This is a genomic window from Brucella tritici, from assembly GCF_008932285.1.
Taxonomy (GTDB): Bacteria; Pseudomonadota; Alphaproteobacteria; order Rhizobiales; family Rhizobiaceae; genus Brucella; species Brucella tritici.
Genome location: NZ_WBVY01000007.1, coordinates 75,369 through 101,332, shown reverse-complemented (window position 1 = coordinate 101,332; position 25,964 = coordinate 75,369). Strand labels below are relative to the sequence as shown.

Below are 25,964 nucleotides of genomic sequence, written 5' to 3'. Positions count from 1 at the left end.
TTCATCATCTACCAGACAGATTGGTCGGAGTAATTAACTCATACGAGTTATTGCCAGGCCCATGCTAACCTTTTGCTTGCTTCCTGTGGAAGGGTAAGCAATCTGCTATTGAAAGCTTCACCAACAACTACCCTCTATGGTTTAGTACAAGAGGCGAAGTGCTTTTTAATAAGGATATCGAGGGTGGGCGACGCAATTCAGAAATTCGTATCACATGGCGCGCAATGGGGGCGGGCAGACTTCCACCTGCACACAAAAGCGGATAAAGAATTTCGCTATGATGGTGAGGATAATCGCTTCGTTTCCGAATATGTTGACGCGCTAGAAGCAGCTGGAATACGGCTCGCCGTCATCACAAACCACAACAAATTTGACCTAAATGAATTCAAGGCGTTGCGCAAACGTGCACGCAAAGCGGGTATTGGCGTACTGCCGGGCGTGGAGCTATCAGTTAAAGATGGCGCAAACGGGGTCCATACGCTTGTTGTGTTTTCTGACGCCTGGCTGGCCGATGGCCAAGATTTCATCAACCAGTTTCTAGGCGTTGCCTTTGCTGGCAAAGTTCCCTCGCAATACGAACAGGAGAACGGGCGGAGTAACGACGACCTTGTTGCAACGCTGAAGAATTTGGAAAACTATAATCGCGACTTTTTCATCATCTTCGCCCATGTCGAGTCCAATAGTGGACTTTGGAAGGAGATCGGAGGCGGACGAATGGAAGAACTTGCCGTCGAACCGCTCATCCAGAAGTACGCCCTTGGTTTTCAAAAGGTGAGAACGCACGATAAGCCCGATGCAGTATGCCGCATGAAGGTAAAGGGTTGGTGGGGCGAGCATTACCCTGCTGAAGTCGAAGGCTCAGATGCAAAAGCGATTGAGGAAATCGGCAAGGGCGAGAATGTCTATCTCAAGCTTGGCGATCTTAGCTTCGATGCCGTTAAGTTCGCCCTCACTGATCATAGCTTTCGTGTATCGCCATCGGTCCCGGCAGTTCAACATTCCCATGTCAACGCCGTTCGCTTTGAAGGCGGCCTCTTGGACGGCAAGCGCGTTACCTTCTCACCGCATTTGAATTGCTTGATCGGCATCCAGGGTAGCGGCAAATCTTCGATTCTTGAGAGCGTGCGCTACGCACTCGATATCCCCTTTGGAGATAAGGCACAGGACAAGGAATACAAGGACGGGCTGCTGCCACATGTTTTGAAAAGTGGTGGCAAAGTCGTTGTCGAGGCCACTGACAGACACGGTGGGCATTTTGAGGTAAGCCGTATATTGGGTCATTCACCCGATGTTTATGTTGACGGTACTCTACGACCTGGCGTTTCTATCAAAGAAACGATCATCGCCAAGCCTCTATATTTTGGGCAGAAGGACCTTTCGGCAGCCGGAAAGGGATTCGGTCATGACCTCATCGAAAAACTTATGGGGGATGGCCTGAAGGCTGTCAGGCAGAAGATCGCAGAACGATCAGCCGAGCTTAAAACAGCCATAGAAAGCTTTAACTCGGTCCGTAGCGATGCCGAGGGAAAGCAGACGCTAGAGGATAAACTCAAAGACATAGAATTCAATCTGGAGCATTTCGATAAATATGGCATCAAAGACCAACTCGAAAAACAATTAGCCTATAGCGCGGACTTTACCTATTGTAAGGGCATAGATGCGACAGCACAGTCTTGGCACAACGCTATTGATAGCGCGGTGACAAGGGCTGAAGACGATTTTAAAACGGTCGAAGCCCATTCGTCCCAGCACAATGTCGAGTTTTTCGCGCGATACGACGTAAAGGTGGCGGAACTTAAGGCAACCGTAACAACCGCGAGAACTCTTGTCGACGAGATAAAATCTAAATCGGAGAATCTGGAGAGCTTACGACAGGAGTTTGAAGGCGTCAGGGACGAATTAAAAGAAGAATTTGCTGAAACGGAACGCGAATTGGTCAAGGCTCTCGAAGAGAGAGGTGTTACGTCAATCGAACCGGATGCATACATCAAGCTTACCCAACTGAAGCAAGAGATTGAAGGGTCGATTGCTGAACTTGCCAATCGGGCGGGAATGGAGAAATCCAAACGCGATGCGGTTGTGACAGCACTGTCCTCTCTAAACGATGCGTGGCGCGATGAGTATATGCTCATTAAAGCAGCGTTGAAGATCATCAATGAATCACAAGGCTCACTCAGGGTGGAGGCTGAGTTCAAAGGTGATCGTAGTGAGTTTAAGATACACGTTGAAGCCCTGCTTCGCGGCCATAGCTTCCGCAAGGAATATTACGACACGCTGGGTAATGCTTATGTCGATTTCGGTGAGATATTCAAAGACCTCGATAATGCATCTACTCACGCGAAAGGAAAGTCTGAAGAGTTCAAAAAGCTCTTCATGGAAAACTTGTACCAGTTCATCGGCTATCAAGTACCCAACAACTATGCCGTTACATATCACGGCAAAGCGCTATCCTCGCATTCTCTCGGTCAGCGAGCTTCAGCCATGATGCTCTTCCTTCTGAGCCAAGAAGGGAATGATCTTTTGCTCATTGACCAGCCAGAAGACGATCTCGATAGCCAGACCGTGTACGAGGAAGTGGTCAAGCTCCTTCGAAAGCTCAAGCCTAGGCAACAATTCATTTTCGCTACCCATAATGCGAATTTTCCGGTTTTGGGCGATGCGGAGACTATAACCACTTGCAGTGCCAGCGACGAAGAAATCGCCATATCGGTCGGAAACATTGATGACAAGGCCTGCCAAAAGAGTGTTATTTCCATTATGGAAGGCGGCCCGGAGGCCTTTGAGCGGCGCAAAGCGATCTATCAAATCTGGAAAGCCGATACAGCTGATAACCAGGGGGCAACATGAAGAAACTATTGATAACGACAGCCATTACAATGATGGCTTTCTCAAGCTATGCGAATGCGGCTTGTAGAACTATGAGCCAAGTTTCCGACAACATGATGGAATTGGGATACACGGAAGAATGGGAGGGCGATAACAATCGCGATGTTCTAGACTTCGTTCAAGCGTACTCACGGATGTGGTGCGGCGGCAAGTCTTGCAAAACGGACAATGACACCGTCTTGAAAGCCGACCACGTTATTGTTTACTCAGGAAAAGACGACAGAGCTGTTTTCTTTAATCGAAAGGGCTGCAAGTCGCATTCAATCGTTCATCGTCGCGGCGATTTGACCAGTATTTGGTAAAATTAACACTACAGATATCGAAGTATATTATATGAATACTGATCTACTGTTGGACAGGTTGAAGGCGAAGAATTAATTGCTGCGCCTTCGCAATACATTGAAACCAATTTCAGAGCCACGGTGATATCCGGACGAAAAGATAACGCGCTCTCCTTCCGGAGTTATACATGTTTCTTCGACCAGAAGCCACGGATCAAGTCCGGTCAAGTTGAACCGTTCGGCATAATCGCCAGGTAAGTTTGCTGCTGTTATGCGAGCAATGGAACTCTCTACCTTTTTCCCATGGAACTCCAGGATTTTTGTCAGAGAGCCGCTCCAGTCACGGTAAGCAGTCGGACCGGGCAGGGTATCTCTTGGCACTGCATCAATCTCGAAAACCAGTGGTTCATCATTGCCGCAGCGAAGCCTTACAAGACGTAGGATTGCTGCTCCAGGCGCAAGATCCAAGGCTCTTGCCTCCACTTCAGATGCTTCAGCTTCGGAAATATCGAGGACAAGGTTCGTCACACGATAGCCAAGATTCTCCAACATCTCGGTGACGCTTTCATACTCGGTTACCGGTCGCTCAACGCGCAGACCGCCAACAGCCGATAGAAAACGCCCTTTGCCTTGAATCGCAGTTACGATGCCGTCATTTTCAAGCAGTTTAAGCGCTTCACGGATAATGGAACGCGATGCGCCAATCGTTTCCGACAACTTTTGTTCTGTCGGAAGCTGATCACCTGGCACCAAGCCGTCAAGCATGCGCAGAATTTCTTCCCGCAGTCTTTCGGCTGTATTTTCTTTTGACGACACAGGTTTCAAGTTCATTGTTTCCGACCCGATTGAAGACGCAAGTTTCAAATGCGTCTTCTTCGCTGTTTAATGTAGATAATTCAAGCTATAGCCCGAATAAAGCCTCTCAGGTACCCAGAACATGCACCACATATTTCCGATGCAAGGGGCCATCGAACTCGGCAAAATAGATCGTTTGCCGCTCGCCCATGACCATAGCCCCGTTTTCGATTGGAAATGCCACCTGCATTCCTGTCAGCAGGCTGCGCTGATGCGAGCAAGAATTCACTGCCATCTGACCATCACTGGGTAGAAACCGCTGATGGCGATAGTCACCGAATTCCGGTGCGGTGTTTTCAAGCATTGTAAGGAGATCAGCCTCGACGTCGGGTAATCCTTCATTGACGGTTATGCCGCTTGTGGTGTGCATGGTCGTCACATAAACGATACCGTCCGACACACCAGCCGATTTTACAACGTCTTTGACAATGGATGTGATATTGATAAGTTCAACATCGCCCTTAGTGTCGATTGTTAAGCGCTTTACAAGGGATTTCATTGGGCAGCTTTCCTATTCAAGAGAGTTGCAGCATTTTCGCCAAGGATCATTTTTTCCGTGAGCGGTCGCAGGCCGAGCATTCTGACTGCGCGAGCGACGCGCTTTGGATCGACGCGCGGATAATCTGAAGCGAAAACGATTTTTTCGCGCAGGCTTGCCTCTATGACGTCGAGGCCATACTGGTTCGCATATACAGCCGCTAACGAGGATTCCGGCCGGGCTGAGTACAGGATTGCTGTATCCAGGTATATGTTCGGATGCTTGATCGCCAAGGCGAGAGCTTCCATCGTATATGGCCACGCGCAATGAGCAATTACGATGCGCAGATCAGGGAAAGTTGTTGCTACACGTTCAAGGGCCACAGGATTTGCATCACCAAGACGTGCAAGCGGTGCCCAGTTGAGCCCCATTTGAAAGGTCACGGATATTCCGAGTTGGTTTGCCTTTTCATAAACTGGGAATGCCGCCTTTTCATCTGCTACCTGAAACTGCTGTAGCGCAGGGTCGAGATTAAGCCCTTTCAATCCGAGGCTTTCTACAGCGTGCTCAAGTTGGTGTGGTGCGGAAGGATCCCGAGGATCAACAGAAGCAAGGCCAACAAGACGATCACTTTTGGCAACCAGTTTAGCGAGCACCTCATTGGGGACAACTGCAGCGCCGCGTGCCGTGGTGCAGTCAACCGTAGCCAGAACTGCCTTGTCTATGCCTGCAACATCCAGTTGTCCGATCAGCGTAGACAGGGGTTGAGAGCCACAATAGAAGCCAAAAATCTCCTTGACTGGCCCCTTAAGGCTGGGATCCATCTCATAAAGCTCGTTTAGCTGGACTGGATAAGTCCTGAAATCAATGACCGTCAAAGGCTCATCTCCTGCATTTTCTGTAAGAGTTGTGTGTTGGATGTAATATCGGAGGGGCTTGGAAACCGATCATCAATTCGCGCTACATAGTAAGCTGCAGCATCGCTCGCGAACTCCATAGCGCTCTTGAATTCGGATCCAAATTGCAGTGCGCTAACAAACGCTGCGTCATAGACGTCGCCTGCCCCGACGGCATTCGCACTTTCGACAGGGCGTGCGGGGACGATGATGGTCTCATCGGCGACGCGGGCTATTGAACCCTTGCTGCCCATTTTGATTACGACTGTACCGGAACATGCCTTTGCAAGAATATCCAAAGCCAAATGCACGTCCGCTACTTGTGTAATCGCACAAGCTTCATCTTCATTGGGAAGAAAGATATCCACGCTCGATAGCAGACTTAAGATGTCTCTGCGCGTCTGCTTCTGCCAGCCACCGGTATCCCATCCTGAATCAAACACAGTTGCGATACCCTGTTTTCGAGCTTTGTCGAAACAGGTTTGAATTCCGTCAATTGTCATTGACGGGGTATTGAAAATACCCACGATGGCAAGTGCCCGATGTCTGGCAACCAGATCCCACTGTGACAGAATACAATCAACATCAAACAACGATGACGCGCCAATTTCTGACACGAAACAGCGTTCACCGTCCTCGCGAATGATCGCAACAGTGAGCCCCGTTGCCTGTCCTTCGACAGCTCGTATGCCCGAGCAGTCGATTTTCTCTCGCCTCAAGTCATCCTGGATGGAGGCGCCGTCGCTATCAGCGCCGACAAGGCCTAATATTGATACTTTGGTGCCTAGACGCGCAGCAGCGATACCCATATAGCCCGCCTGGCCAGCAGTGACGCACCGTCTTTGGGTTCCGAACTGTTCCTCACCCCAGGATGGAATCTGCTTTATCCCTGAAATCATGAGATCCAGGTTTAGATTTCCTGCCAAGCAGATTGAAGGAGGCAGTTTGTTTGCCATCTGTTCCACTTCCAATAATGACGGATGCGATATGAACCCAAACGGAATAATACCGTGAGATCAGAAATTGCCCTTCTTGTAATAGCGACGAGTGGTCAGGTCGTGATCGCGAACCTTTTCCAGATGTGTGCTCAAGCGTTCAAAGGCCGCAGCGAACACGATTGGGCTGACGAGGGCACGTACGTCGTCTGAAAGACCCGGCAGAGCAAAGTCGCGGCTATCGAATACCCGAACTTTCTTCGTTACCGTCGTTGCGAACTTTTCAACCCGTTCCGCCAATGGTCTCGTTGAATCCTCACCCTTAAGAATCCATACGCTTGTATCGGCTTCAAGAAGTTCGAGAGTTCCGTGAAAGAAGTCAGATGCATGAATAGGCCGCGTCCAAATCCATTGCATCTCTTCAAGAATGCACATCGCATAATACCAGGCTTCGTACCATGAATTGCCTGCACCGGTAATTATGTGGTGCTGCTCATCCTTGATCTCGGCAGCAAAATCAGCGGCTCTACTTTCAAACTGTTGCTTTACGCCTACGAGCAACTCAGGAAGCGTCTTGAGTTCTGAAATAACGCGCTCGTACGGTGGGTATTCAGTCGTTCGCCGAATGATTGATAACGCAATGAAGAGCGTTTGCAGGTAGTAGTTTTCACTGGAAGTCGGATCAGCGCACTTATTGAAAAGAGAAACATCCGCAAGCTTAGCAAGCGGCGTATCGTCAGTGCCGCAAAGTGTCAGAACACGCGCTCCCTTTTTTTTAGCAAAGTCGAGGGCCGCAACAGCTTCTTTCGTTGTTCCCGACACCGAGGTGAAGACGATAAGAGTTCCAGGCCCGACATTCACGTTATCCGTCAGAACGACCTCCGCACCCATATCAGCAATAGTCGGGAAAGGTGACATTGTCTGCAACATGCGAACAGCTGGCATATTCAGGAACGCTACGCCCCCCACACCCCAAAAAGCGATGTTACGCATCCCATTATCGAACTCTCGACCTATAACCTGATCGATTGTGTCAGCCAAGGCAACCGCACCCTTTTCAACGGAAAGATACTGCTCTGGATCGAAGTTCAGCATTTAGCGCTCCATATTGTCGATAAGATAAGAAGTTATCCAACAACTAATCAGAAGTGCGGTACGATGCAAGAGAGAATATCGCATTGGTGAGAAAAATGTTGACAACGTTTCAGTTGTCGCACAACAATGATGCCAGATCAACAACAGGCCAATGACGCATTAGCCGTTCCATGAAGAGCCAACTGATTTAATGCCGACAGATAGGAACATGTCATATGCAGATGCCTCTATTAGAGGCCAGAGGTCTCAAAAAGACCTATGGTAAAGTTCAGGCTTTAAGGGGGGCCGATTTTTCCGTCTTTCCCGGCGAAATCGTAGCCTTGGTAGGTGACAACGGTGCTGGCAAAAGCACCCTGGTCAAAACACTTTCGGGTGTAATCACTCCCGATGAGGGGACAATTAGTATTGATGGCGAGGAGATCGCCCATCTTCATCCAATCAGCGCACGGCAACGGGGGATTGAAACCGTCTACCAGGACCTGGCACTTGCTCCAACGCTCGATCCCGTCGCCAATCTTTACCTGGGTAGAGAGCTTCTCCGAGGAGGGATGTGGGGGAAGCTCGGGTTTCTTGATAAACCAGCAATGCATCGTCAGGCTGCAACCAAGTTTCAGGAACTGGGCGTCCGTATTCAAGACATAGATTCACCAATTATATCAATGTCCGGCGGCCAACGCCAAGGTGTCGCAGTAAGCCGTGCAGCGGCCTGGGCCAACAAAATCATTTTTCTGGACGAACCGACTGCTGCGCTTGGCGTGGTTCAAACGAAGAGCGTTCTCGACCTTATTTGCAGAGTACGCGACTCCGGTGTGGGTGTCGTACTCATCAGCCACAGCATGCCTGACGTGATGGCGGTTTCAGACAGAGTGGAGGTAATGCGTCTGGGACGCCGTGTTGCACAGTTGAAAACAAAAGAAATTAAGGCAGAAGACATTGTTGCAGCAATGACCGGAGCTGACGCAGGAACTGGAAATAGAAATGATTAAGTCAACTATGAACAACACAAGTCCCATCAGTGAGCCTGATCAATCTGCGCCAGGAATATTTTCGCGTTTCGCAACAGGACAGTTGACCTGGATCACTCTTATTCTCATTGTGATGATCGCTTGCTTCACGGTGCTTGCAGGGCAGTCTTTCGCATCAGTGGCCAATTTCCGCAATATTGCGACAGATGCGTGCATATTGATGGTTATGGCGTTGGGGCAATTGTTTGTCATCATTACAGGCGGCATTGATCTCTCAGTTGGCGCTGTACTTGTCTTCTCCGGCGTTCTGGGATGCCTGGTGATGAACAGCGTTGGAGGTACTGCTGGAATTATCTGCGGAATCGCCGTCAGCATTCTGAGTGGTGCGGCATGGGGAGCGGTTAATGGCCTGCTTGTTACACGTGCGAAAGTATCTCCGCTCATCGCGACACTGGGTAGTTTCGGCATGGCAATGGGTCTCGCCCTCGTCATCGCTAACGGTATCGATTTGATGGCTCCGCTTCCGCTCGTTCGGTCTCTGGGTGTAGGGCGTCTATTCGGCGTTCTGCCGTGGTTGGTTGTACTCGCAGGCTTAACCGCCGTTGTGATGGCAATTATCCTCAATCAGACCCGCTTCGGTCGCCACACGCTGGCAATTGGTGCAAGCGCAGCAGCCGCTGAGCGAGCTGGGATCTCGGTCAACCGTCATCTCGTCAAAGTTTACATGATTGCAGGGTCGCTCGCAGGGATGGCGTCGATCATGTCGCTATCGCGGTTTGGTACCACCACAATTGGCGGACACTTGGAGGACAACCTCAAAGTGATCACAGCTGTCGTACTTGGCGGTGCCAGTCTGCTCGGTGGCATTGGAACCGTTACTGGCACGGTTATAGGAACTCTGATTCCTGTCGTTCTGCTAAATGGCTTCGTCATTACCGGTATCCAGGCTTTCTGGCAGCAGTTTGCAATTGGTCTAGTGTTGGTGATTGCCGTGTATCTGGACGGGCGTAAGCGAAACTTTGCCGGATGAATTCAATTTAAAAATAGATGAACTCCATTCGATAACAAAAAGGGAACTGAAATGAAAAACCTTGAGTGCAAGTATGTAGCGAGACTGTTCGCTATGTCATTTGTCGCGGCGTCCATGGCGAGCACTTTTCACGCAAGTGCATCGGAGAATTCTCCGAAAATTACGATGGTGGCCGGGGTCAAAGGCGATCCGTTCTATATCACTATGATGTGTGGTGCTAAGAAAGAAGCAGCACGTCAGAACGCTACTTTAGACTTTCAAGCGCCGGAAAACTTCAACCCGACCGATCAAATTCCTATCGTTAATGCGGTTGCGGCAGCTCGACCAGATATTTTGCTCATAGCGCCAACGCATGACGTGGCGATGGTTGTTCCAATCGAGCAGGTTGCAGAGAGTGGAACGAAAGTAGTCCTGGTTGACACCACGCTTCAAGACGTATCGTCTACCGTTGCGCAAATTTCAACTGATGATTATCAAGGCGGTGTTGCTGCCGCCGAAGAGCTTTACAAACTCACCGGTGGAAAGGGCTCTGTGCTTCTTCTAAATTTTCAGCCTGGCGTATCGACAACCGAAGCGCGCGGCCGAGGATTCACTGAAAAGGCAAAGGAATTGGGCATGCGGGTGCTGGATGAGCAATTTGGTGGAACAGACATCCAGAAAAGCGCATCCATCGTTTCAGCTGTGATGCAACAGGAGAATGATTTTAAGGGAGTGTTCACTACAACTGATTTCGGAGCCCAAGGAACAGTTGCTGCGCTTAGAGCAGCTGATCGACTAGGCGATATCAAGGTTGTTGGGTTTGACGCGTCTCCTACGATGGTTAGTCAGATGAAGGCAGGTGAAATCCAGGCGATTGTCTCCCAAAAAGCACAAGAAATAGGCGTTAGGGCTGTTGATCTTGGAATCCAGGCATTTAAGGGTGAACAGTCGACCCAACCATTAGTAAAAATCGGAACTGTCACGCTAACCGCTGATAATCTGAATCAGCCAGATGCTATGGAGGTTCTTCAAGAAACACAATGTCGAGAATAAAACCCGACTTACTTCGCCTACAAAGTGTTTTCTGAACTATATCATTCTTGCGTCGGAAACTCTAATGTTCAGTCCAATAGATCGTTGGAGTTTCTAACAAGATCGTTTTAGCAAGAAATGCATCATAACTAATTTTCATTTGCGTTGTGGTATATAATTGATTGATATCAAAAGATGCGTGGTGGTTGTCACGAAGGGAGGTGGATCAACCAACCTAATTAGAGGAAACCTTACCCGTGTTTACGTCGAGATAGACGCGCTTCGCGCCTCCGTTGCAATAGGTAAAATAAACGCCGACACCTCTGCTTTTTTGTGTCGAGCGCATCCAGCCACCCTCATCAATAAAGTCTTGCAGCGTGCATTGGCCTGAGGCCATTAATACTTCAGCTGCTGCGATGAAACGGTCCCTGTGTTCCTCGTATCTGTCGGAATCTTTCAACGCTTGTTCAATTGCCGTGTTTCCTGCTTCTGGTTTCGGTGGCCTGTCCTTGGATAAGCCATCCAGTTTGACCCACTCGGCGAAATTGCCGCCAACGATCCCATTGGTTTTGTCACAGACCGCTCGTCCTGAATCAACATACTGGGATGTGCCGCCTGAACACGAGGCATCATAAAAACGGGTAATGCGGCCCCATCCATTTCGCGTTTCCAAGACTTTCGCCGATTCACGGAAGGACAGCGTCCCGACAGTTCCACATTTAACGCTGGGACAGGTTTTACGCTCGACTGTATCGACCTTGACCCATAACTGGTTTTCAGCTTGTGCTGATCCCGAAACGAGCATTGCGGCGGAAATCGCAATAGCGAAACTGAGCGTTTTCATGGCGCGAACTTTCAAAACTTGAATTCTGGTGTCGACGCGGCCGCATCAGCTTCCATGTCAACACAGCCCTTCAGGATGACGTATGAGCCATCACTGTATCGAGCGACTTCTTCGCAGTGATTGCGTGTAGACGAAGTAAGCCCAGACCATTTGGGTTTTAACTCATTGTAAGAGCTCTGCTCCATTTCAATGCAGCCTTTGTAAACGACCGATGATCCTCCACTGAAGTCCGAGACACCTTTGCAATAAGTTGCGGGATCATAACGCGGTAATGATTGCGCGAGTGCAGACGTCGGAGTAGCCGCGAGCAGCATAATTCCGATTGCGGTAGTAAATTTCATGATTCCAACTCCAAGCCCTCGTTGGATTTTATCGAGATGAGTATTTAATTCAACTCACGGAAAGCGATACAAATGCTTGCAAGACAGGATTCCAGTTTGTTGCTTGAACGGATTACGCAAAAAGAGGGCCGTAGACCTCTTTTATTTGGTTTCGATTCTAAGATCAGAAGCTGACCTTCAATGCCGCATTGAAACCATTCCGCTGAGCGCCCGATCCGAACTGGCCGCTGTAGGACAACCCAAGAGTAGCATCTTTCGACAACTCGAAATCCAATCCGGCTTCAATGACTGCCGTGTCCTTGGCTATCGGCGCGCCCGCAACAGTGAAAGCGTTCGAGCCGACAAAGCTGGCCGTTGAAACGGAATCGTTGTCGCCAGCTGCATGTCGCCATCCAAGATCGGCCCTAGCGGTCGTCGGGATCGTTCCAAGATCGAAGCCAGTCGATGCCCGAACGCCTAGAGTACTGAACGTGGTACTCATCGTATCGGAATTCATGGACAACGCCGCTGCGGTCTGGCCGTCCTCATCAAAACCGTCAGTTTTCAAACGAACATAGGACAGATTGGCGTACGGTTCGATCACTGCCTTGGGCAGACGGATCTTGTATCCGAGTTCGCCGAATATCTGAAATGTGCCCGCATCGTAGTCGGCATTCAAACTATCGCTGAAAGCAGGGAAGGCGACGGAACGGTTCATGTCCATCTGATGCCACGTGTAGGCTACACCTGAGCTGAAGGCCAAAGCGTTGTCGTTAGACATCGGCCATTCGGTGCCTGTATAAGCGCCTAGTGTGTAGTTATCGCTGCTGCCCGACGATGCTCGGCTGTCTACGTTAAACGAGGTATGGCTGTATCCGGCCAAGAGTCCAAGACGCCAGTTTTCATAAACAAGTCTGTCGATACCAGTTACAAAGCCACCGACCGAAGATTTCATGCGGCCAGTGTTGCTGGTCGAATCCTGTTCGCTCCAGGCTCCGTAAGCGTATGCCCATCCCGTATAGAGATTTTCAGAATCCGTTTGCGGGATAACGGTCCCAAAGGCATCAGGCTTTTTGGCTTCCGACACATAGTTCATCGTTGCCACTGGGGCTGTCGGCGTGGAGCCGTTTGCCTGCTGAAGTCGATTGGTTATAGCGCTGTTGATAAACTGCGACTGATTGATCAGCGTACCTTTCGCAGACGCATATGCCTCACCAGACAGATTGTCATAAGCAGCACGGGCTTCGTCGGCCGAAAGCATCAGGAGCCTGTTGTAAAGCGCCAGTGAACTTCCGGTCTGTGAGAGTGAATCCAGTGCCTGAGCGGCTGCGAACTGGTTGTTCGTGTTTGCAACTGTCGTGAACAATGGGCTTGGCTCCGGCTTTTCGCCGGGTTCTGGATTGGTGCCCGGATCAGGCTTGTTTGGCTCCGGCTCCGTAGCCTTTGGCTTCAATGCAACGTTAAAGGCGTTCGAATTCTGCTCTGGATCGAGTGTGAAAGTTAGGAATGCAGAGCTGGACGTCACATCAGCAAATTGGCCGCTGACGAGATCACCTGCGGACAGAATGTTGTACTTCTGGCCTGCCTGGTAGCTGATCTCGGGGTCGAGCGCCGTAATAACGAGATGCGAACCGCCAATGTTTGCACGACCGGTGACATTGACGAGGTCGGCGCTGCCATCGCCAGCCAGCTCGGTCATGAGATAGGAGCCAGCTTGCAATGTCAGGTCACCATTGATCGTCAAGGTTCCAATCGAATTGCCAGGTGACAGAATGCCACCGGATTGGATGCTTACGAGAGAACCTGAGCCAGAACCAAGCGTGCCATATCCGCCAAGGGTTGCGCCGTTAGAAACGGTTACATCGCCGCCGAGCTTGCCGTTGCCCAGGTTGTTTCCAACGATCAGCTTGCCGCTTTTAACAAAAGTGGAACCTGCATATCCGGAACTGTCACCAGTCAGCGTAAGCGTGTTGGTTCCTTCCTTGATGATTTCGCCGTTGCCAGCATAGACACCTTTCCAGGAAACATCGTTGGAGCGATTGTAAATCAATGTTCCGAGGTTGGATATCATTCCGGTGAAATTGGTGCCGCCGATATGTCCTGTCGAGCCGCCGTTGCCCAGCTGAAGTGTGCTGTCGGGGCCAATCAGAACGTTACCACTGGAACTGCTATTCCCAGTGAGCGTGAGTTTGCCGCTACCCACCACATAGAGGCTGCCCGTGCCAGTAATTTGGCCACCATAAACGGCATCATCTGAGCGATTGAAGGCAAGAAGGCCGAAATTGGTAACGTTCCCGGTGATGGAACCGGATGTCCCTCCCTCTCCAATTATCAAGACCGAACTACTCGAAAGGCCAATACCTCCGGCAAAGGTGTTTTCTCCGGTCAGTGTTAGCCAGCCATTTGAGAGAGAGACGCCGCCAGATCCAATAATCTGGCCACCAAATGTCGTGTCTGTGGCGTTGTTGATCGACAACGATGCGTCACCCATATTGATCGTTCCGTTCCCAGTCAGATTCCTGACCAGAGCGCCGTCCACATTTGAAATGTCGAGTGTCCCATTTACCGTGACTGCTTCTGACGAACTGATGCGGCCATTTTTGGACAGCGAAAGCGTCCCAGATTCGATTATCGTCGCGCCTGTGTAACTATTCATGCCTTCCAGGGTGAGTGTTCCGCTACCCTGTTTCGTCAGGCCGCCAAATCCTGAAATCTGGTTGACTGCAGTCGTACTATAATCATTGTTGAACGCAATAGTGGTGCCGCCATTCAATAGATTGACATTGCCATTACCGATATGGCCTTGCGTGGCACCTTCACCAACCTGCAACGTACCTGCCTGGATATTCCATGGCATTGAATCTCCAGTCGATCCGACAACCGTCCACTTAGCATTCGTGGTTTTGTCGACAGCCGAAAACCCAGAATATATATCGATATTCAGATAAGAATTAACGGATCCGCCCAAATCCAGAACGTTGCGGTCGCCAGCAGATACAACGGAACTGTTGAATGAGTAACTGTCGCCTATAACGAGGCGGTTGTCGTTGCCAGATAGTTTTAGAGCAGGGGCGGATAACAAGCCTGTTGAGTCCAGACCTGACCGAATAGCACCGTAATTTGTGACGATGTTGTTGTTTCCGGTTACTAGTAAGCCTGATCCACCAGTTACTACAGTACCGACAACATACCCCTGAGCCGTCGCGCCACCCGAAATAATGCCTGAATTCGTAACATAGTTGCCGTTGCCTTTAATTCTAAGGCCAACACCACCATTGCCGACGACCTGATTAGGTGTGAACTGTCCAATTCCAGGGTGTCCTCCCTGGCCTCCAGAGATCTGTCCAGTGTTAGTTACGTTGAACAGATCGCCAGCGATGTGTATTCCATCACCACCCGAGCCACCACTGCCGCCTGTGGAACCGTAGCCCCCGAATCCACCATTGCCACCCGTTATTGAGCCGGAATTACGTACAACCGACGCGCTCGCTTTGCTGGGAATGTTGAAAATCAATGCAGTGCCGCCACCACCGCCATTACCGCCATCGACACCTACAGTTGCGACGTGCGCGTTACCACCGTTACCACCGTTGCCGCCTGTGAGGTTGCCTTGGTTTTCTAAGCTCTGTAGATGGATGGAGTCGATATATCGAATGCTCGCCCCTCCGCCTCCACCGCCACCCCCACCTAAACCTGGCAAAAGGATGCTGCCTCCATTTCCACCAGATTGTGCTTGGATAGTCAGGGAATTGAAGGCGGAAGCAAGACCAGTCGATTCAATCGCGCTGTCAGCCCCTCCGCCGGGTCCACCTCCAGAGAAGGGATCTGTAACATCGAAGCCCGGAGAGCCTGCGATGTTAGAACCCGTGAAGGTCGCGTCGCCTCCATTTCCACCTGGCATTCCGCCCGCACTGGCCCCTCCCAGTCCGCCGTGGCCTGCCAATGCTGACTGCGCGAACGCTGAAGAAATAAAGGTTGTCGAAGAAAACACAAATATGGACGCCGCGATAACGCAGCGCGAAGTATTTCGCGATACTGACATGTTTCCTACCCCAAGACGCTTTCCGACCGCTGCGTCTATGTGCCCCAAGTTTGATCTTCGCATTCGAATGGACGAGGCGAAGATATTGCCCATTTTTATATTCTCTAATTTATGAAGTATTATTAAGAGGAAATCCACGAAAAACAGCGGGTTGTGTGCGAAAAATCCCCATAAATTGAAAGAGACGCTACCTAACTATACTTGCGTAGCTTACACAAAAAGCCGCCCAACCATAATGGTTGGGCGGCAAGTGGAGGACCCAGGAGCAACCCAAAGTCCTATCTAAGGAAATCGCTATGCTTGTTCTGTGTGAGGGGTGTTGCGATTTCCAAACTGCTTTAGAACTTCACATTCAGTCCGGCGCTGAATCTATTCCGTTTCTTTTTGAGAAAAATTGTATAAGCCTATGGATTCCTTGCGATAACGAAACACGTCATCTTGAAATGTCGCTGTAATAGTCGCACAAGAATCGAAGGTCGTATCCACCCAGTCACCATCTTCTTTGTGTTGTCTAATTTGCATTTTTTATTTGTTTTCCGCAGCCTCAATTTGCTCAAAAGCCTGACGAAAGCCATTTAGAGACACGTTGAAGGTCTGCTTTTGATCATTGGCCGCAAGGTAGAATTTTATACTCAACTCACTAGCGCTTTTTAGTCTCTCCAATGACTCGGCCCCGAATTCTAGTTCAACAATGCATCCGGCCTGCAAACATGTTTTAAAAGGGATTACGGGAGTTTCATTTTTGGAACTATCAATATTAATTGTAATGCCCTTGCTGACAGCAAGACCAAACGGAAGTATTAGAGTACCTCTGGCCCCGTTTTCTTTACGGAGCAATTCAATTGCAAACATCCTTTGCTGGATATTTGATTTCGATCCTACTCTAGCGGCCACTTGTTGGATAACTGCGCAACGCTTTGTACCGTTGTCATCCTTACACACAACGTTCCAAGCGCCTTTTGTTGCCTGGTCACTAACTATTTTTTTATCTGCTGCAAGTGAAGGAAACGGAGCCCACAGAACAGCGCTCATCAAGCTCGTAATAAGAATCTTGCCAATTTTCACGCTATATACACCCAAATGGTTGAGCACCGGCGCAATTCGCGCCAGTGCTGTTTAGATCATGCTCAGAACTTCCACTGCAGAGATGCACGTGCTCCGTGATCTTGCACGTCGCCGTTCATTTGACCTGAATATTTGACTTCGAGTCCCAGTCCATTGGTCATTTTGCGTTCCAAGCCCAGTTCCAAGACTGCAACATTTTTCGCAATAGGCAGGCCACCCACTGAGAAGGCTTCACTACCAGATGCAAAGCTTACAGAGTTCGAAGGCGTAAGATCATTGTACGCATATCTCCAACCTGCTGAGCCGCTGAGCCGGGTAGCGCCATCTTCCGAAACCGGAACGCTGGCGCGGAAACCTACTGTCGTAAACACGGTATCGTCTGTGGAGGCATCGTTGGAGAGCGACGCGGCACCTCCTGTTTCGGTGAAGCCGTCTGTCTTAAGATGAACATAGGCCAGGCCCGCAAAAGGCTCAATGGTTACATTATTGATCGCGAATGGGTGGCTGGCCTCACCAAATAGCTGAGTTACCTGATTGTGGTAGCTTGCTGTCAGGTTATCGCTAAATCCAGGGAATGCTACCGTTCGCGATGTATCGACGTCCTGCCAGCTATATGCGCCACCAATCCGGAGATTTACGAGACCAACAGTTCCGCCGCCATATACTCCGGCATGATATGACTGCACTTCAGCACTTGACGTCTGCCAGCGAGTGTTAAAGTTCGAATGGCTATAGCCAGCTAACGCGCCGATTCTCCACGTATCAGATACTCCGACATCGACGCCAGCGAATCCTCCACCGATAGTGCGATCTATATCGGTTGAGCCATTGCTGGACGTATTGTCGAAGCGACCGTCCGAACCGAACCCATGCGACCACCAATAGAGATTGGAGTCGATTGTTCCGCTTGTTAAGCGGTCGAGCGCTGCTTCACGTACGAACCGACTGTCTTCAATTGCCACAGATCGTGCCGAGGCATGGATTTCACCTGACAATTGAGTGAAGGCGTTCTTGGCATCGTCTTCATTGGATAGGTAGCCCATCGCGTTATACAAAGGATTGCCGACGCCCAATGATTGAAGGCCAAATGCAACATTGCGTTGGTTGTAGTTCAGGCCATCAATTTCATTATATTGCTTCGTTTGAGCTACTCGGAGTACTACAGAGTTTGCGTCGGAGTAATCCGCTTCGAGACCGTAGAAAGCGGATACATAGGTGTCACCGGTTAGGGCATAGCGGCCAGAAACTCCTTCATTGGCAGTCAGAACCGTATATGCTCCACCAAGGGTGTATCGGGAACCTGAAATATTGGTCACATTGAGAACTGCCCCGTCCTCAATGTGAGCGGAACCAGTTGCAGAAAGAGCATCGTTCGATCCAATTTGGCCCAATTCAACCGACCATAATGAACCGTTTTGCTTGTAGATATTTCCCGCGACCTCCATTTGACCGATGTTATTATTACCGGTGGCGAGTAGAGCGCCGCTTTCCAGGGTTAGTCCGCCCAGAGTACCCACACCGGTGAGAACCGCATCCTGACTAACATAAAAATGCGCCCGGTCGAGATGTGAGTTTGCTGCAACTTTACCTTCGGTAACACGGAAATTTCCGTGGAAATCCCCGTCGCCTTCCAGGTTCAGCGCGGCAGAACCAAACTTATAAAAATCGCCTCCGCCGTTCAGTCGATTGCTCAACGTTCCCTTTTCGGTTTGCGAGAGAACAATCACACCATTGTTATGAACATCACCAGATCCGAAGCTGGTTGCCGAACCCGCTACAAGTGAATTCTCAATAGAAGTCCCACCGGAGTAGGTGTTGTTATCACCGAGGAGGTTTACACCTCCGCCAACAAATTCGACATTGCCATCACCAGAAATATTGTTGCTGGTTAGGTCAATGAAATCATTACGATTTATTTTCAGGGTTCCATTGTTGAGAATATCGCCCTTGACTGATCCGGAGCTTCCTCCATTGCCTAATGCCAGTGTCCCGTCATTGACAGTCGTTCCACCGGTATAACCATTGTCGTTGGTGAGGGTGATCGTGCCCGATCCGGACTTGGTCAATGCACCGGAACCATCCAGTACACCATCTACATCGCCGGAGCTGAGGTCGAAGCTGTTCGATGCAACGACAGTTGCGTCGGCAGCAAGCTGACCTTCGGACATGGTGTATGTGTCGACGTTGATCGTTCCGTCCTGAACGGTACCACCCGCCTGAACCAGCTGCTGCTGGGTCTGGTTTGTCCCGCCCAGATCGAGCGTTCCGCCATTTACCGTTGTGGTGTTTGTATCAGCGCCGAGCGTGCCGTTACCAGAAAGCGCCAGCGTTCCGTCATTGACAGTCGTTCCACCGGTATAAGCATTGTCGTTGGTGAGGGTGACCGTTCCCGAACCGGACTTGGTCAATTCACCGGAACCATCCAGAACACCGTCTACATCGCCCGAGCTGAGGTCTAAGCTGTTCGATGCAACGACAGTTGCGTCGGCAGCAAGCTGACCTTCGGACATGGTGTATGTGTCGACGTTGATCGTTCCGTCCTGAACGGTACCACCCGCCTGAACCAGCTGCTGCTGGGTCTGGTTTGTCCCGCCCAGATCGAGCGTTCCGCCATTTACCGTTGTGGTGTTTGTATCAGCGCCGAGCGTGCCGTTACCAGAAAGCGCCAGCGTTCCGTCATTGACAGTCGTTCCACCGGTATAAGCATTGTCGTTGGTGAGGGTGACCGTTCCCGAACCGGACTTGGTCAATTCACCGGAACCATCCAGAACACCGTCTACATCGCCCGATCTGAGGTCTAAGCTGTTCGATGCAACGACAGTTGCGTCGGCAGCAAGCTGACCGTCGGACATGGTATATGTGCCGACGTTGATCGTTCCGTCCTGAACGGTACCACCTGCCTGAACCAGCTGCTGCTGGGTCTGGTTTGTCCCGCCCAGATCGAGCGTTCCGCCATTTACCGTTGTGGTGTTTGTATCAGCGCCGAGCGTGCCGTTACCAGAAAGTGCCAGTGTCCCATCATTGACAGTCGTTCCACCGGTATAGCCATTGTCATTGGTGAGGGTAACCGTGCCCGAACCGGACTTGGTCAATGCACCGGAGCCATCCAGTACACCATCTACATCGCCCGAGCTGAGGTCGAAGCTGTTCGATGCAACGACAGTTGCGTCGGCAGCAAGCTGACCGTCAGACATGGTATATGTGTCGACGTTGATCGTTCCGTCCTGAACAGTACCACCCGCCTGAACCAGCTGCTGCTGGGTCTGGTTTGTCCCGCCGAGATCAAGCGTACCGCCATTCACCGTTGTGGTGTTTGCGTCAGCACCGAGCGTGCCGTTTCCAGAAAGTGCCAGTGTCCCATCATTGACAGTCGTTCCACCGGTATGGGTATTGTGGCCTTCGAGTGTTACACTACCGCCTCCGACAGTGTCATCAAAAGTAATCTGGCCAGGTTGAGATGGATCGGCATCTGAAAAACTGCCAGTAAGGTTCGAATGATTACCGCTGCTATCAATTGTATTGGATGGTGAACTGTCCAGCGTAAAATTATTCGAGTAGCTTGCGTTGTTTTCGTCGGTGACCAACGTCCCGCCAGTAAACGCGGGGTTTACAGTGTCTCCCAAATTACTCGCATTATATGATGGTGCGTTACTATCGATATCAGTAGCAGTGCCCGGAACGATGATTTCACCGTTGTCAGTGATTATGAAGCTACCTTGGCTGATTGCGATGCCAGAAGGCTCCCAATTCTGCGAAAGCCCGCTAGTGCTCGCATAGCTGAATGTATATGTACCAGGCGTGAGGTCCAGAAACGTTGCGGATTGAAAGTTGTATATTGTGTGTCCGCTTGGATCGCTTGTTAATTCGCTGCCATTAGCAAAAAAATAGTTCTGCCCTGTGGTAAGCCCATCTGGCAAGGTTCCGTTAGCGACGTCGGCAAGCAAAATACTGAAAGTCTCCGTTCCAATTAGGTCACCATCTTTGTAGAGGTTTACCGATCCTTCAGGGCCGATTGTTCCGGGGTGCCAACTACCGTAGACAACCTGGGCGTTATACTTACCGTCCTCGCTTCCAGGTGTTAGAATATAGCCAAGTGAATCTGTGTGTGCCTGCGCTAATACTGGTGCAGCGACGACACCAAGTGCAACCAATGCGGCTTTGTGTGTGAATTTCGAATTAATCGTGGCTCGTCCCACTGATGCCAGAATCGATAAGGATACTGTGGCGAGCCAGTATTTCAGCCGTTGTTTACTGCCAGATGTAGAAACTCCATCGTCATAACGATGTTGAAAGGACAATTCAGATTCTTTTTGTATCTCGACGCTATGGTCGAAAACGAACCCGTTAATTTTATTCATGGAAAGCCCCACCCAAGAGTGCATTGAGAGTTGTTGAGAAAAGGCCGCCCAACTTTACGTTGGGCGGCAAGTAGGGCCTCAGGAGCAACTGAAGACCCTTATTGGAAATCGCTTACATATCTGAGGGGTAATGCGACTTGCTTTGAAATTAGAACTTGACGTTCAAACTCGCATTGAAACCATTCTGAATGGTATCGCTGCCAAACTGGCCGACGTAGCTTACACCGAAGGTTGATGCTTCAGTGATGGCGACATCAAAGCCAGCTTCGACCAGAGCCGCATCCTTGGCGATTGCGACACCTTCGACGGTAAAGGCGTTGCTTCCTGCGAAGTACTGCGTGGATTCCGGCGTGATGTCACCATAAGCGTGACGCCAGCCGAGAGTTCCCTTCAGATTGGTGGTGGTGGCACCGAGCTGGAGGGGAGCCGATGCCCTCAGACCAATGGTTGTGAAGGTGGTGCTGGTCGTTTCACCGTTAACAGACAAAGCTGCCGCACTGCCCTTTTCAGTGAAACCATCGGTGTGCAAACGAACATGCGACAGGTTGGCAAACGGTTCAAAGGATGCCGCAGCCGTATCGATGCGATAACCAAGTTCACCAAATGCCTGGAATGTACGGGCATCATAATCAGCATCGAGGCTGTCGCTGAAACCTGTGTAAGCAACCGAGCGTGAAGAGTCGATGCTATGCCAAGTGTGCACGAGGCCAGCGCGCAGACCAATTGGTCCCCATTGATTGCCACCATAGACACCCAGATGCCAGTTATCGCTCGTCGCCGAAGCAAAACGGCCCTTGGCATCAAGATCGGTCTGGCTGTAACCGCCGACAACGCCAAGACGCCATCCGGAAACAAAGCCGACATCAACACCAGACAGGAAGCCGCCCGTGGTCGACTTCAAGCCGCCCGTGTTTGCATTTCCGTCGTGAACGACCCACGAACCGAAACCAGAAGCCCAGACACCATAATCGTATGAAGCAGGCTCAACTGCATCGAACGGCTGCGGTGCACTGCCTTTTGGCGATTGAGCGAATGACAGAACAGGAGCGTCCTTGGCGGCCACACCTTCAAATGCCGAGCGCAGGCGATTATTGATCGCATCCGCAGTCAAGTTTGCAGTATCGATAAGACCTGTTTTTACCGATGCATGCGTGTCTCCTGACAGCTGGTTGAAGGCATCACGAGCTTCGTCTTCATTCGTCAGGAAGAGAACCGAGTTATACAGTTCAAGTGACGAACCGCTTTGTTCCAGGCTGTCCAGCGCACGAGCCGTAGCGACCTGATTGCCTGTCTTAGCCACCTTTTCGAATACGACTGGTGGGTTCTCCGGATCGACAGGATCGGCAACCAGGCCCACGGTCAGATCGACCGCGTTTGCCAGGTGCTGCAATTCAGCCGTCAGGAAGATCGACTTGGATACGGCTTCAGAGAACTCGCCGTCCACACCATTACCTGCAGTCAGGATAGTGTATTTTTGACCATCCTGATAGCTTACCTTGTCGTCAAGTGCAGTAACTTCGACAGTACCACCTTGCAGTGTTGCCTTTCCGGTCACATCGATACGGTCGCTCGTTCCGTCGCCTGCGATTTCAACTGCATATATAGAATCTGCACTGAATGTCGCATCGCCGCCAACCGTTACAACGCCAATCGAGTTGCCGGGGGTGATCGTGCCATTTGCGGTTAGATCGCCTGCAATATTCCAATTGCCGCCCATAATGGAGGTCGGATCAACGAGAACATTGCCGCCAACGGTAATTGGGGTGTCGATGCTACCGCCGTGGGTGGAGGAGCCGTCATTCAGTTCGACATCGCCACCAATATCCGCGCCCAAAGGATCGAAATTGAAGGTGCTGTTCGTTCCCGTCAGGTTGCCCGCGATCTCGGTACCAGCTTCGAAAGTCAGTTCGGTGCCGGATTCGGCGTCCAGATCAGTGATGCCTTCGATCTTACCTTTATAGGTCGCACCTTGCTCAACCTTGACGTTGACGAGACCTGTCGTCTTCGTAGCGTCAGTATCAACGATATCGCCGCTCGATGTCGATCCAGCTTGCAGATTCAGATTGACGATACCGTCACCGCCAGCTGTTTCACGATTTACCTTCAGCAGGGTTCCGTTATTTTGCGTTGCAATCGTGCTATCGCCCAAGCTCAGGTTCTGGGTCTGACCAGATTTCGTGAATGTGGACTCGAACGTTTCCTTACCGGAGATAATCGTGGTCTTGTTGAGTGTTACATCGGCGCTGTCAGTCAGTCCAATGCCGATCCCACGCTCGGATTTCAGCGTGGAATCCGAAACCGTGAGAGTGCTGCCATACTGAACCTGGCCGATATAGGCGTTCTCACCAGAGGCAGTAATCGTGGTATTTTTCAGATCAATTGTACCAAACGTTTGGTCGTTGCCAACAACAGCGCCAGCTCGGAAACCGTAGCTGTCGGCACCAGTCGTGTTGATAACCAGGTTTTCTGCATTAATGATGCCGCCGTCAGTCGTTGCCGTACCACCAACAGCGATAAGACCGTTGGCATTTTCATGCGGCGAATTCGAGTTTTGCTCTCCCAGGACGTTGTATGTGCCGCCTTTCAGATTGAGAATACCACCCGCATATGCCCACGCGGCATCGCCAACGTCGCCAGACGTCGTGATGTTGACGTTCTCGGCATTCAGCACTGATCCTGTACCAGATGCATACACACCGTAGGCCATGAAGCCCTCGGTCGTGATCGAAACATTCTTCAGATCGACATCACCACCATTCAGCGCATAAGCGCCATAGGCGCGCTGTCCAAGTGTGTGGATCGCCGTTCCTTCGGCACTGACAAGGGAACCACTACCCTGAGAGAAAAGGGCGTAGCCGCGCGAACCGTCACCATCTTGCGTTCCTTTGCCTTTTTCATTGGCGGTTGTGATCGAGCCACCCGTCAAATTGATCTGGCCGCCATTGTCGGCAAACGCACCGTAGGAATGAACGCCATTTGTCGTTATGACGGTATCTACAGCAGTGATTTTGCCACCAACCGTGTTTTTGTCATTGTTGGCATGAAGACCGTAAGCAGTATTGCCCCTTGTAGTAATGGTCGAGTTATTCAGCGCAATAATTGAATCGCTTTCAGCGAACGCGCCGTGACCATTCATGCCATTGGTCGTGATTGTCGTGTTGCCCTGGATTGTGCCGCCTTGAACAGCGTGCAGGCCGACAGAGAAAACCCCATCAGTTGTAACGCTTCCGCCAGTCAGATTTACCTGCCCGCCAGGATTATTTGCATCCTCACCCGCCTGGATGCCGTGAGTCTTATCGAAAGTGGTTTTGATATCGGCGCTTGAGCTAACTATACCGCCATTGCTGGCGAGAATGCCATAAGCGCGTTCGCCCGTGGTGGTGATCGAGCCACCGTTTAGCGTAATTTCGCCGCCATTTTTGGCATAAGCACCGAATGTCCAGCTGGAAGAGGTGTCGATATCAACATCCGTCGCGGTGATTTTGCCGCCGACAGTATTCATATCGTTGTTCGCGAGCAGGCCATATGCAAGGCTGCCACTCGTGGTGATCGAGCCGCCAGTCAGATCGATTGTCGAGAAGGATTCTGCAAACGCGCCGTAAGCTCTGGCACCAGTCGTACCGACAGTCGCTGTGCCAGAGATGTTGCCGCCATCAATAGCATGAAGACCATAAGAATCATTTCCGCCCGTCGTGACATTGACGCCGTTGCCGAGATTGATTGCTGAATGATCTGCACCGTCTGCGTTGCCACCTTTGGCACCGACCTGAATTCCGTGAGCCTTCGCTCCAGACGTGATGACTGTTGTATCGGAAACGTGCGCTTTTGAGCCGTTATATACGAGCATGCCCCATGCCCGCTTTGTCGTCCCGCTCGTGGCAGCTTCAAAAGTGTTACCACTCGTCGTATCCGTGCCGCCAGCAGAATACCGATATGCGGCTCCATCCATCGTAACTGCGGGCTCAGCTTTCGCAACTGCGCCTGTTAGAACCAGTGCAATGGCGGTTGACCCCAGTACACGCGCCAGATCTCTGGAAATTAATGACATGTCTTACCCTCAGAATTAGCCCGAAACACAGGCTCGTTTGAATGCAGAAATGCTGGTCGAGAAAGATGAAAGCCCTGGACATGAGTAGCCCCGGCCAACACGGCATCGATCAGATGAGAATTGTTTTCGACACCTTCGACGATAACAGTCGGAGCTGCGCACTTTGCCAGACCGATCATGAATTGAAGGCTGTTGCCTCGAGAATGGGATTCCTTGATGTCGCGCACAAATGACGCGTCGATTTTCACGATATCGACCTCCAGCCGCAGCAACTGCCAGGGTGTAACTTGACCGCTGCCGAAATCATCGACGGCAATTAGACAACCGAGCTTACGCGCAGCCGCCAGGGATCTGTTGGCGGTAACAATGTCGCCGAGCGGCCGTGTTTCGGTAATTTCAAGAACCAGACGGTGAGCCAAATGAGCACGTTCGACCAACTGACGATAAATCAGTGACCATTCGGCGTCTGCGAGGCTGTCAGTAGAAATGTTGCAGCCCAAAACTGCGCGTGAATCTGTGTCCAGTTCGTCAAGAACGAGCTTAATCATGTGCTGGTCAAGGAGCGGTGTTTTGCCCCAGATATCCAGGATGGGAATGAACTCGCCAGCACTGGTGATGGTACCGTCGCGGTTCAGGAGTCGTGCAAGGCACTCGCCGTAAAGCAAACGGTCAGCATTTGTAACGCAATGTATTCCCTGAACCGCGATTTCAATTCGGTTCTCTAGAATTGCATCCGTTATTGCAGAAAATAATGCGGGGTCTGCGACATCGAGGTGATCCATCAAATGACTCACCTCAGTTTGGTTCGATAGCGGACAGAGAAGCTCGGAACGAAAGGGAACCCTTATGGTAAGT

At 50.8% G+C, this 25,964-nt stretch carries 17 protein-coding genes; 5 read left to right on the top strand and 12 right to left on the bottom strand.

Annotated elements, in window-relative coordinates; all coding sequences use genetic code 11:
* Window positions 1-183 precede the first annotated feature (183 nt).
* Window positions 184-2,847 carry a TrlF family AAA-like ATPase gene (locus F9K94_RS21540; protein WP_192799555.1) on the top strand — a complete coding sequence of 888 codons (2,664 nt, stop codon included), beginning with the start codon at window positions 184-186 and terminating at the stop codon, window positions 2,845-2,847.
* A complete protein-coding gene (locus F9K94_RS21535; RefSeq protein ID WP_151648404.1) occupies window positions 2,844-3,188 on the top strand; it encodes a hypothetical protein in 345 nt (114 codons plus the stop codon). Before F9K94_RS21540 ends, F9K94_RS21535 begins: the two co-directional genes overlap by 4 nt.
* 72 nt (window positions 3,189-3,260) lie before the next feature.
* On the opposite strand, the gene F9K94_RS21530 is transcribed toward F9K94_RS21535, so the two are convergent.
* The 5 genes from F9K94_RS21530 to F9K94_RS21510 all read right to left on the bottom strand — a co-directional run bounded on the left by F9K94_RS21530 (window position 3,261) and on the right by F9K94_RS21510 (window position 7,426).
* Window positions 3,261-3,998, bottom strand: coding sequence for a GntR family transcriptional regulator (locus F9K94_RS21530; RefSeq protein ID WP_151648402.1), 738 nt, complete (start codon window positions 3,996-3,998; stop codon window positions 3,261-3,263).
* Window positions 3,999-4,089: 91 nt separating this feature from the next.
* The gene (locus tag F9K94_RS21525; RefSeq protein ID WP_151648400.1) at window positions 4,090-4,521 is read right to left on the bottom strand and encodes a secondary thiamine-phosphate synthase enzyme YjbQ; all 432 of its coding nucleotides are present in this window, start codon (window positions 4,519-4,521) and stop codon (window positions 4,090-4,092) included.
* Window positions 4,518-5,378 carry an amidohydrolase family protein gene (locus F9K94_RS21520; protein ID WP_151648398.1) on the bottom strand — a complete coding sequence of 287 codons (861 nt, stop codon included), beginning with the start codon at window positions 5,376-5,378 and terminating at the stop codon, window positions 4,518-4,520. The genes F9K94_RS21525 and F9K94_RS21520 overlap by 4 nt, the downstream gene beginning before the upstream one ends.
* The gene (locus F9K94_RS21515) at window positions 5,375-6,352 is read right to left on the bottom strand and encodes a carbohydrate kinase family protein (protein WP_151648396.1); all 978 of its coding nucleotides are present in this window, start codon (window positions 6,350-6,352) and stop codon (window positions 5,375-5,377) included. Before F9K94_RS21515 ends, F9K94_RS21520 begins: the two co-directional genes overlap by 4 nt.
* Window positions 6,353-6,412: 60 nt before the next feature.
* The gene (locus F9K94_RS21510) at window positions 6,413-7,426 is read right to left on the bottom strand and encodes an SIS domain-containing protein (protein WP_151648394.1); all 1,014 of its coding nucleotides are present in this window, start codon (window positions 7,424-7,426) and stop codon (window positions 6,413-6,415) included.
* Window positions 7,427-7,641: 215 nt separating this feature from the next.
* On the opposite strand from F9K94_RS21510, the gene F9K94_RS21505 reads away from it, so the two are divergent.
* The 3 genes from F9K94_RS21505 to F9K94_RS21495 all read left to right on the top strand — a co-directional run bounded on the left by F9K94_RS21505 (window position 7,642) and on the right by F9K94_RS21495 (window position 10,453).
* Window positions 7,642-8,412 (top strand): ATP-binding cassette domain-containing protein, encoded by a 771-nt coding sequence (locus F9K94_RS21505; RefSeq protein WP_151648392.1) that lies wholly within the window; start codon window positions 7,642-7,644, stop codon window positions 8,410-8,412.
* 82 nt (window positions 8,413-8,494) lie between these two features.
* Complete coding sequence (locus tag F9K94_RS21500; RefSeq protein WP_210250259.1) at window positions 8,495-9,421, top strand: ABC transporter permease; 927 nt, start codon at window positions 8,495-8,497, stop codon at window positions 9,419-9,421.
* 51 nt (window positions 9,422-9,472) lie between these two features.
* On the top strand, window positions 9,473-10,453 hold the full coding sequence (locus F9K94_RS21495) for an ABC transporter substrate-binding protein (RefSeq protein ID WP_151648390.1): 981 nt from the start codon (window positions 9,473-9,475) through the stop codon (window positions 10,451-10,453).
* 214 nt (window positions 10,454-10,667) lie between these two features.
* Here the strand turns inward: F9K94_RS21495 and F9K94_RS21490 are convergent, their stop codons facing one another.
* From F9K94_RS21490 to F9K94_RS21460, 7 genes are all read right to left on the bottom strand, one after another.
* Window positions 10,668-11,276, bottom strand: a complete 609-nt coding sequence (locus tag F9K94_RS21490; RefSeq protein ID WP_151648388.1) for a hypothetical protein — start codon at window positions 11,274-11,276, stop codon at window positions 10,668-10,670.
* A gap of 11 nt (window positions 11,277-11,287) precedes the next feature.
* Window positions 11,288-11,617 carry a hypothetical protein gene (locus F9K94_RS21485; protein ID WP_151648386.1) on the bottom strand — a complete coding sequence of 110 codons (330 nt, stop codon included), beginning with the start codon at window positions 11,615-11,617 and terminating at the stop codon, window positions 11,288-11,290.
* 163 nt (window positions 11,618-11,780) lie between these two features.
* On the bottom strand, window positions 11,781-15,638 hold the full coding sequence (locus F9K94_RS21480) for an autotransporter domain-containing protein (RefSeq protein ID WP_235920665.1): 3,858 nt from the start codon (window positions 15,636-15,638) through the stop codon (window positions 11,781-11,783).
* A gap of 525 nt (window positions 15,639-16,163) precedes the next feature.
* On the bottom strand, window positions 16,164-16,703 hold the full coding sequence (locus F9K94_RS21475; RefSeq protein WP_151648384.1) for an invasion associated locus B family protein: 540 nt from the start codon (window positions 16,701-16,703) through the stop codon (window positions 16,164-16,166).
* 62 nt (window positions 16,704-16,765) lie between these two features.
* Window positions 16,766-21,061: an autotransporter domain-containing protein gene (locus F9K94_RS21470; protein WP_192799554.1), complete on the bottom strand. Its 4,296-nt coding sequence runs from the start codon at window positions 21,059-21,061 to the stop codon at window positions 16,766-16,768.
* A gap of 148 nt (window positions 21,062-21,209) precedes the next feature.
* Complete coding sequence (locus F9K94_RS21465; RefSeq protein ID WP_151648380.1) at window positions 21,210-25,109, bottom strand: autotransporter domain-containing protein; 3,900 nt, start codon at window positions 25,107-25,109, stop codon at window positions 21,210-21,212.
* The gene (locus F9K94_RS21460; protein ID WP_192799553.1) at window positions 25,100-25,891 is read right to left on the bottom strand and encodes an EAL domain-containing protein; all 792 of its coding nucleotides are present in this window, start codon (window positions 25,889-25,891) and stop codon (window positions 25,100-25,102) included. The genes F9K94_RS21465 and F9K94_RS21460 overlap by 10 nt, the downstream gene beginning before the upstream one ends.
* Window positions 25,892-25,964 lie beyond the last annotated feature (73 nt).

Bases quoted from the DNA above. Each gene is read 5' to 3' on its own strand.
- F9K94_RS21535 (WP_151648404.1), top strand. From the start codon at position 2,844: ATGAAGAAACTATTGATAACGACAGCCATTACAATGATGGCTTTCTCA.
- F9K94_RS21530 (WP_151648402.1), bottom strand. From the start codon at position 3,998: ATGAACTTGAAACCTGTGTCGTCAAAAGAAAATACAGCCGAAAGACTG.
- F9K94_RS21525 (WP_151648400.1), bottom strand. From the start codon at position 4,521: ATGAAATCCCTTGTAAAGCGCTTAACAATCGACACTAAGGGCGATGTT.
- F9K94_RS21515 (WP_151648396.1), bottom strand. From the start codon at position 6,352: ATGGCAAACAAACTGCCTCCTTCAATCTGCTTGGCAGGAAATCTAAAC.
- F9K94_RS21510 (WP_151648394.1), bottom strand. From the start codon at position 7,426: ATGCTGAACTTCGATCCAGAGCAGTATCTTTCCGTTGAAAAGGGTGCG.
- F9K94_RS21505 (WP_151648392.1), top strand. From the start codon at position 7,642: ATGCAGATGCCTCTATTAGAGGCCAGAGGTCTCAAAAAGACCTATGGT.
- F9K94_RS21495 (WP_151648390.1), top strand. From the start codon at position 9,473: ATGAAAAACCTTGAGTGCAAGTATGTAGCGAGACTGTTCGCTATGTCA.
- F9K94_RS21490 (WP_151648388.1), bottom strand. From the start codon at position 11,276: ATGAAAACGCTCAGTTTCGCTATTGCGATTTCCGCCGCAATGCTCGTT.
- F9K94_RS21485 (WP_151648386.1), bottom strand. From the start codon at position 11,617: ATGAAATTTACTACCGCAATCGGAATTATGCTGCTCGCGGCTACTCCG.
- F9K94_RS21480 (WP_235920665.1), bottom strand. From the start codon at position 15,638: ATGTCAGTATCGCGAAATACTTCGCGCTGCGTTATCGCGGCGTCCATA.
- F9K94_RS21470 (WP_192799554.1), bottom strand. From the start codon at position 21,061: ATGAATAAAATTAACGGGTTCGTTTTCGACCATAGCGTCGAGATACAA.
- F9K94_RS21465 (WP_151648380.1), bottom strand. From the start codon at position 25,109: ATGTCATTAATTTCCAGAGATCTGGCGCGTGTACTGGGGTCAACCGCC.
- F9K94_RS21460 (WP_192799553.1), bottom strand. From the start codon at position 25,891: ATGGATCACCTCGATGTCGCAGACCCCGCATTATTTTCTGCAATAACG.